Annotated in this window: 7 protein-coding genes; all 7 read left to right on the forward strand. The window is 72.7% G+C overall.

What is annotated here, in order from left to right; translation table 11 throughout:
* Positions 1-1,611: ABC transporter substrate-binding protein (locus tag AB0B48_RS30775; RefSeq protein ID WP_357207679.1), on the forward strand; the 1,611-nt coding region annotated here is incomplete at its 5' end.
* Positions 1,612-1,621: 10 nt separating this feature from the next.
* Complete coding sequence (locus AB0B48_RS30780) at positions 1,622-2,707, forward strand: ABC transporter permease (RefSeq protein WP_357207682.1); 1,086 nt, start codon at positions 1,622-1,624, stop codon at positions 2,705-2,707.
* Positions 2,704-3,603 carry an ABC transporter permease gene (locus AB0B48_RS30785; RefSeq protein WP_357207684.1) on the forward strand — a complete coding sequence of 300 codons (900 nt, stop codon included), beginning with the start codon at positions 2,704-2,706 and terminating at the stop codon, positions 3,601-3,603. The genes AB0B48_RS30780 and AB0B48_RS30785 overlap by 4 nt, the downstream gene beginning before the upstream one ends.
* A 1-nt stretch (position 3,604) precedes the next feature.
* Positions 3,605-4,582, forward strand: coding sequence for an ABC transporter ATP-binding protein (locus tag AB0B48_RS30790; RefSeq protein WP_357207687.1), 978 nt, complete (start codon positions 3,605-3,607; stop codon positions 4,580-4,582).
* The gene (locus tag AB0B48_RS30795; RefSeq protein ID WP_357207690.1) at positions 4,579-5,556 is read left to right on the forward strand and encodes an ABC transporter ATP-binding protein; all 978 of its coding nucleotides are present in this window, start codon (positions 4,579-4,581) and stop codon (positions 5,554-5,556) included. The genes AB0B48_RS30790 and AB0B48_RS30795 overlap by 4 nt, the downstream gene beginning before the upstream one ends.
* A 9-nt stretch (positions 5,557-5,565) precedes the next feature.
* The gene (locus AB0B48_RS30800; RefSeq protein WP_357207693.1) at positions 5,566-6,804 is read left to right on the forward strand and encodes an amidohydrolase family protein; all 1,239 of its coding nucleotides are present in this window, start codon (positions 5,566-5,568) and stop codon (positions 6,802-6,804) included.
* A partial coding sequence (locus AB0B48_RS30805; RefSeq protein ID WP_357207696.1) for a DUF885 family protein occupies positions 6,801-7,344 on the forward strand: 544 nt, incomplete at its 3' end. The genes AB0B48_RS30800 and AB0B48_RS30805, both read left to right, overlap by 4 nt.

Consider the following 7,344-nt stretch of genomic DNA (forward strand, 5'->3'; position numbering starts at 1 on the left):
AACAGCATGTCGGTGTCTCCCCGCCGGCTCCTCGCCGGAGCGTCCGCTCTGGCGACGCTGGCCGTCCTCTCCGTCAGCGCCTGTAGCGCCGGCGGCAGTGGCGGAAACGCGAACGGCACGGCCAAGACCCTCACCGTGAACACCTCGTTCGTGCTCAAGACCCTCGACCCCGGCCGGGTCTACGAGGCAACCGGTCTGACCGCCGTGCACGCCCTCTACGACACCCTGCTCACCTTCAAGGGTTCGGATGTGAGTAAGCCGGTCCCGGCGCTGGCCGAGTCGTACCAGGCGTCGCCGGACGCCAAGACGTTCACCTTCAAGCTGCGGCAGGGCGTGACGTTCGCCGACGGCAGCCCGCTCACTGCCGACGACGTCGTGTTCTCGCTCAATCGGCTGAAGAACATCAAGGCCAGCCCCGCGGTCACCGTCAGCGGCCTGACCGTGACCAAGACCGACGACAGCACGGTCGTTGTCGCCTCGGCCACCCCCGACCCGAATATCCCGGTGGTGCTGTCGATGCCGTCGACAGCGGTGCTCAACTCCAAGGTCGCCAAGGAGCACGGCGCCCGCGACGGCGCCGACGCCGCCCAGGGCGACACCGCGCAGCAGTACCTGGACACCAACTCCGTCGGCAGCGGCCCGTACGTGCTGAAGTCCTACGACCCCTCGTCGCAGGTGGTGCTGGAGGCCAACCCGAAGTACTGGGGCACGAAGCCGCAGTTCTCCCGGGTGGTGCTGCGCAACATGGATGTGCAGACCCAGAAGCTGACCATGCAACGCGCCGAGGCCGCCGAGGTGTCCCTGGACATCTCCGGCAAGCTCCTCGACGGCCTGCCGGGCAGCCTGCAGACCTCCGGCGTGCAGGACACCGTCTACTTCCTCTTCCTCAACGCCGACCCGGCCGTCTCGGCGGTCACCTCGAACCCGAAGTTCAACCAGGCCCTGCGCGCCGCCATCGACTACCAGGGGATCGCCGCCCTGTACGGCAAGGGCGCCGCCCCCGGCGCCGGGCTGGTCGCGCCCGCCTTCCCGGGCGCGCTGCCGGCCGGCGAGGAGTCCAAGCGGGACGTGGCCAAGGCCAAGGCGCTGCTCACCGAGGCCGGCCTGACGAACCCGACGGTCAAGTTCACCTACCCGGCCATCACCTACAAGGGTGTGGACCTCGGCACGGTGGCGACCAAGGTGCAGGGCGACGCCGCCGAGGCCGGCATCAAGCTGGAGCTCAACCCGCAGCCGCTGACCACGTTCCTCGACGAGATGCGCGGCGGGAAGTCTCCGCTCGGGTTCACCCCGCAGAGCCTGAACTACCCGGTCGCCGACTCACTGATCAACAACATGGCACCGGGCCAGGCGACCGCGCTGCGCTCCGGCTGGACGGTCGAGCGGGCCGACCCGGCAGTGGTGGCCGCCGGCAGGAAGGTCACCGAGACCCTCGACCTGGCCGGCCGGGCCACCGCCATGCAGGAGTGGCAGCGGCTGATGAACGCGTCCTCGCCGTACCTCGTGCTGGCCAGCAATTCCTCCATCGTCGTGGCGACCACGGACCTGACCGGGGCGGACTACACCGCCGCCGGTTGGCAGGTGGACGTCGCCGCGGTCGGGCGCAAGTAGTACCGACGACATGACGACAGTCCACGACGGTGAGCCGGGCGCGGTCGCCACGACCGCGTCCCGGCCCCGGGGTGCCCACCCGCTGCTGACCTTCCTGGCCAAGCGGGTGGCGGTCACCGCCGGCCTGCTGCTCGGCGTCACCGTGGTGACGTTCGGTCTGGTCAACGTGGTCCCCGGTGACCCGGTCACCGCCAACCTCTCCGACCAGGCCCTCAACGACCCCGCCGCGGTGGCCGCCTTCCGCGAGAAGTGGGGTCTGGACCAGCCGCTCTGGGCCCAGTATCTGCACTACCTGGGCAACCTGCTGCACGGCGACCTGGGCCACTCCCAGCAGACCGGGCGGGCCGTCCTGGACGACCTGCTGCACTACGTGCCGGCGACCCTGGAGCTGGCCCTCCCGAGCATGGTGCTGGCGCTGCTCATCGGCACCGGGGTCGGCATGCTCGCGGCGGTCCGCAACGGCCGGCTCACGGACCAGCTCGTTCGGATCGGCGCCCTGCTCGGGCTCTCCACCCCGCCGTTCTGGCTGTCGCTGGTCGTGCTGTACGTCTTCTTCTACCAACTCGGCCTGGCCCCCAGCGGCGGGCGACTGTCCACCGACTTCAGCCCGCCGCCCACGGTCACCGGCATGTACACCGTCGACGGGGCACTCGCCGGGCAGTGGGACGTCGCCTGGGACGCCGCCCAGCACCTGTCCCTGCCGGTGCTCGTGCTGACCTCGCTGACGGTGGCGATGCTGGTCCGCTTCGTCCGCTCGGCGATGCTGGAGGTGCTTCAGCAGGACTACATCCGGGCCGCGTACGCCAAGGGCCTGCCGACCCGGGTGGTGCTGCGCCGGCATCTGCTGCGCGCGGGCCTCGTCCCGGTGGTCACCGTCTCCGGCCTGGCGTTCGCCTCGCTGCTCTCCGGGACGGTGCTTGTCGAGAGCATCTTCGGCTGGCCCGGCGTCGGCCAGTACGCGTACCGCAGCGCCACGGCGCTGGACCTGCCCGCGATCCTCGGCGTCAGCCTCTTCGTGGCGCTGGTCTACACGCTCGTCAACCTGACCGTCGACCTGCTGTACGGGCTCATCGATCCGAGGATCCGGCTGTCATGACGACACTTGCAGACCCGAAGGCGGAACGGGCCCTGGGCCGACGCCGCTGGCTCGGCCGACTGCGCGGCGGCTCAGGCAGCCGACCGGTGTGGCGTCAACCGATCACCGTGGCGGCGCTGACCATCCTCGGCGGATGGTTGCTGCTGGCGTTGCTCGCCGACGTCCTCGCACCGTACGACCCGCTGGCGCAGAGCCCCGACACGTACGCGTCGCCGTCCGGGGCGCACTGGTTCGGCACCGACTCGCTCGGCCGCGACATCCTCAGCCGGGTCATCCACGGCGCCCGCCTGTCCATCCCGCTGGCCCTGGCCATCGTCTCGCTGGCCCTGCTGGTCGGCGGGCTGCTCGGGCTGGTCGCCGGATACGTCGGCCGGTTCGTCGACGAGGCGCTGATGCGCCTGACCGACCTGGTGTTCGCGTTCCCGCAGATCATCCTGGCCATGGCGGTGACGGCGGCGTTCGGCCCGAACACCCGCAACGCCGTCCTGGCCCTGGTCATCGTCTCCTGGCCGGTCTACGCCCGGGTCATCCGCAGCGCCGTGCTGAGCATGCGCGGCGACGACTATCTCAACGCCGCCCGCCTGCTCGGCGTCGGGCCGATCCGGGCGTTGCGCCGCGACGTGCTGCCCAACAGCATCGGCCCGGCGATCGTGCTGGCCACCCTGGAGCTGGGCAACGCGGTGCTGCTGCTCGCCGCCCTGTCGTTCCTCGGTCTGGGCCCGCGCCCGCCGGCCGCCGAGTGGGGTTCGATGGTGGCCCTCGGCGCGCAGGACCTGTCGATGTGGTGGGTCAGCGTGTTCCCCGGCCTCGCCATCCTCACCGTGGTGATGGCCTTCAACGTGCTCGGCGACGCGCTGCGCGACCGGCTGGACCCCCGCTACACGAAGGGACGCTGAGGTGGCACCGCTGCTCGACGTCGACTCCCTGGCCGTCACCCTGCCCTCACCGCGTGGCCCGCTGCCGATCCTGCACGACGTGTCGTTGACCGTCGACGAGGGTGAGCTGGTGGGCATCGCGGGGGAGAGCGGCTGCGGCAAGAGCCTCACCGCGCAGACCCTGCTCGGGCTGCTGCCCCCGGGGGCGGCGGTCACCGGCTCGGCCCGGTACGCCGGGACCGAACTGCTCGGCCTGGACGCCCGGGGCTGGCAGCGGGTCCGTGGCGCGGGCATCGCCATGGTGTTCCAGGACCCGAGCGCGGCCCTGCACCCGATGCTCACCGTCGGACGGCAGCTCACCGAGCACATGCGGGCGCACCTGCGGATGGACCGTCGCGCTGCCGGTCGCCGCGCTGTGGAGCTGCTCGACCAGGTCCGCATCCCGGACCCGGAGCGGGCGCTGCGCGCGTACCCGCACCAGTTCTCCGGCGGGATGCGGCAGCGGGTGGCCATCGCCATCGCGCTGGCCGCCCGGCCCCGACTGCTGATCGCCGACGAACCGACGACCGCCCTCGACGTCACAGTGCAGGCCGGCATCCTCGCCCTGCTGGAACGGCTGCGCGCCGAGACCGGGCTGGCCGTCGCGTTCATCACCCACGACCTCGGGGTGCTCAGCGCCCTCACCACCCGTGGCTACATCTTCTACGCCGGGCGGGTCGTCGAGACCGGCCCGACCGGCAGCCTGCTCACCGCCCCCACCCACCCGTACACCGCCGCGCTGCTCGGCGCCCGACCGCACGGCACCCAGAACGGCGGGACGTTGCGGCCCATCCCGGGCGCGCCGCCGGCACCCGGCGAGGCGCCGCCCGGCTGCCCGTTCCAACCCCGCTGCGGGTACGCCGAACCGTCCTGCGGTGAGGCCCCGCCCCCGCTCACCCCCGCCGGAGTCGACCGGTCGGTGGCCTGCGTGGTTCGTCCGCACCTGGAGGTGGCCGCGTGAACACCACAGCGCCCGCGCGACTGTCCTTCACCGACGTGGAGGTCGAGTACCGCTCCCGAGGGCGGGGCCGGGTGCGGGCCGTCGCCGGGGTCAGCCTGGAGGTGTCGCCCGGCCAGATCGTCGGCCTGGTCGGCGAGTCCGGGTGCGGAAAGTCCACACTCGCCCGCGTCGCGGTCGGGCTCAGCGCGCCGAGCGCCGGCACCGTCGAGTACGCCGGCCGACCGGTCGCCCCGCTGGGCTGGCGGCCCCGCTCCGGTGCCGAGGTCGGCCTGCAGATGGTCTTCCAGAACCCGTACGCCTCGCTGAACCCCCGGCGCACCATCGGCTCTCAACTCCTCGACGGCGTGCCGGCTGCGGTCACCGGGTCGGCCCGCCGAGCCCGCGTGCACGAGCTGCTCGAACGGGTGGCCATGCCGACCAGCGCCGCCCAGCGGTATCCGCACCAGTTCTCCGGCGGTCAACGGCAGCGCCTGGCGATCGCCCGCGCGCTCGCCCCGGAACCCCGCATGATCATCGCGGACGAGCCGGTCACCGCGCTGGACGCCTCGTCCCAGGCGCAGGTGGTCAACCTGCTCGTCGGGCTGGTCCGCGACCTCGACATGGGCATGCTCTTCATCTCCCACGACCTGGCGTTGGTGCACGAGATCGCCGACGTTACCGCCGTGATGTACCTGGGCCGGATCGTCGAGGCCGCACCCACCCGCGAGCTGTGGCGCGAGCCACGACACCCGTACACCCGGGCGTTGATCGACGCGGTGCCGCAGATCGGGCCCGCCCCGCGCCTGCCCGCCATCCTCGCCGGGGAGGTGCCCGACCCGGCCAACGCGCCCACCGGGTGCCGTTTCCGGCCACGCTGCCCGCACGCGTTCGCGCCCTGCGGCGAGCAGCCGCCCACCGTCGACCTGGGCGGCCGCAGCGTCGCCTGCTGGCTCACCGACCCTGCCACGGCCCCGACCGCCGCGCGCTCACTCTGAGGACGCCCCATGCGCATGCCCACCGAACAGGTCCTGGTCAACCTCGCCCTCTACGACGGTGTCCAGGACGCCCTCCAACCGGATCGCGGCATCTGGATCGACGCCGACGGGATGATCCGTGCCGTCGGTCAGGTCGACGACGTTCTCGCCGAGGCCGGCGCGGCCCGGGTGGTCGACCTGGGCGGCGAGCACGTCATGCCGGGTCTGACCAACATGCACGTCCACCTCTCCCTGGGGTTGCCCGGCCACCTCGCCGACACTGTGCACGGCGCGAACCTGGCGGAGCTGGTGCTGCTGATGGCCGACTCGGCCCGGCGCACCCTGCACTCCGGTGTCACCACCGCCCGCCTGGTCGGGGAGAGCCGGTACGCCGACTTCGCCCTGCGCAGGGGGATCGAGGCCGGCGCGGTCGACGGCCCGCGCATCTTCACCGCGGGGCACGCGCTCTGCTGCACGGGCGGGCACGGCTGGGACGCCGACGCCCTGGAGGCCGACGGCGCGGACGGGTTCCGCCGGGCCACCCGCGAACAGCTCCGCGCCGGCGCCGACCTGATCAAGGTCTGCATCTCCGGCGGGATCGCCGGCCAGCACGAGGCGATCGACACCCCGCAGCTGCTCGACGACGAGATGGCCGCTGTCATCCGCGTCGCACACGACTGGGGGCGCAAGGTCACCGCGCACGCCGGCCCGGCCGACTCGGTCCGCCGCGCCGTCGAGCTGGGCCTCGACTGCGTCGAGCACGGGTACGAGCTGACCGACGACGTCACCCGGCTGATGGCCGAGCGGGGTGTCTGGTACGTGCCGACGATCGTGGTGAGCCGCTGCGAGCAGTTCTTCCGCGACTCGGGGGTGCCCGGCTGGCTGATGGACCGGGCCCTCGCGGCCGGCCCACGACACTGGGAGAGCCTCCAGCACGCCATCCGCAACGGTGTGCCGATCGCCCTGGGCAGCGACATGCCCCCGCACGCCGGCTACGACGAGACCACCGCGACCGTCCGGGAACTGGAGTTCATGGTGGACGCCGGGATGCCGGTCGCGGACGCGCTCAAGGCCGCCACCACCCGCCCCGCGCAGTGGCTGGGTCGTGCCGACACCCTCGGCACCGTCGAGGCGGGCAGGCACGCCGACCTGCTGGTGCTGCGCGACGACCCGACCCGCTCGGTCTCCGCGTTGCGCACCCTGCACGCGGTGATGAAGGGCGGGGTGGCGTACCGCGACGACAACGGCCGGTTCGGCGTGCCGCGATGAGCAGCATCACCCAGGTCGCCGACGGGTACCTCGACGCGCTCGCCGAGCTGGACCCGCAGGCGGCCGAGGCGGTGGGGCGTACCCCCGGGTCGCACGTCCCGGATCTCTCCCCGGACGGGTTCGACGCCCGCGCCGAGCTGGCCCGACGCACCGCGACGGCCGCCGCCGCGGCGACCACGCACGACCCCGGTGAGCGGTCCCTGGCCGACGCCCTGCTCGACCGGCTGGCCAGTGAGGTCGACCTGTACGACGCGGGCTTCACCACCCGACTGCTCGCCCCACTGGCCACGCCGGTGCACCTGCTTCGGCAGCTCTTCGACAATCTGCCCCGGCGCACCGAGGACGACTGGGCGGTGGTCGCCGACCACCTGCACCAGGTGCCCGACGCCCTCGACCGGTACGCCGCGACGCTGCGCCGGTCGGCGCGGCAGGGACAACTGGTCGCCCGCCGCCAGGTGCTCGTGGTCGCCGACCAGTGCACCTCCTGGACCACCGCCGACTTCTACGGGCGGTTGGTCGACGGCTGCCCCGACGGCCCGG

Source organism: Micromonospora sp. NPDC049089, assembly GCF_040648775.1.
In the GTDB taxonomy this organism is placed as follows: Bacteria; Actinomycetota; Actinomycetes; order Mycobacteriales; family Micromonosporaceae; genus Micromonospora.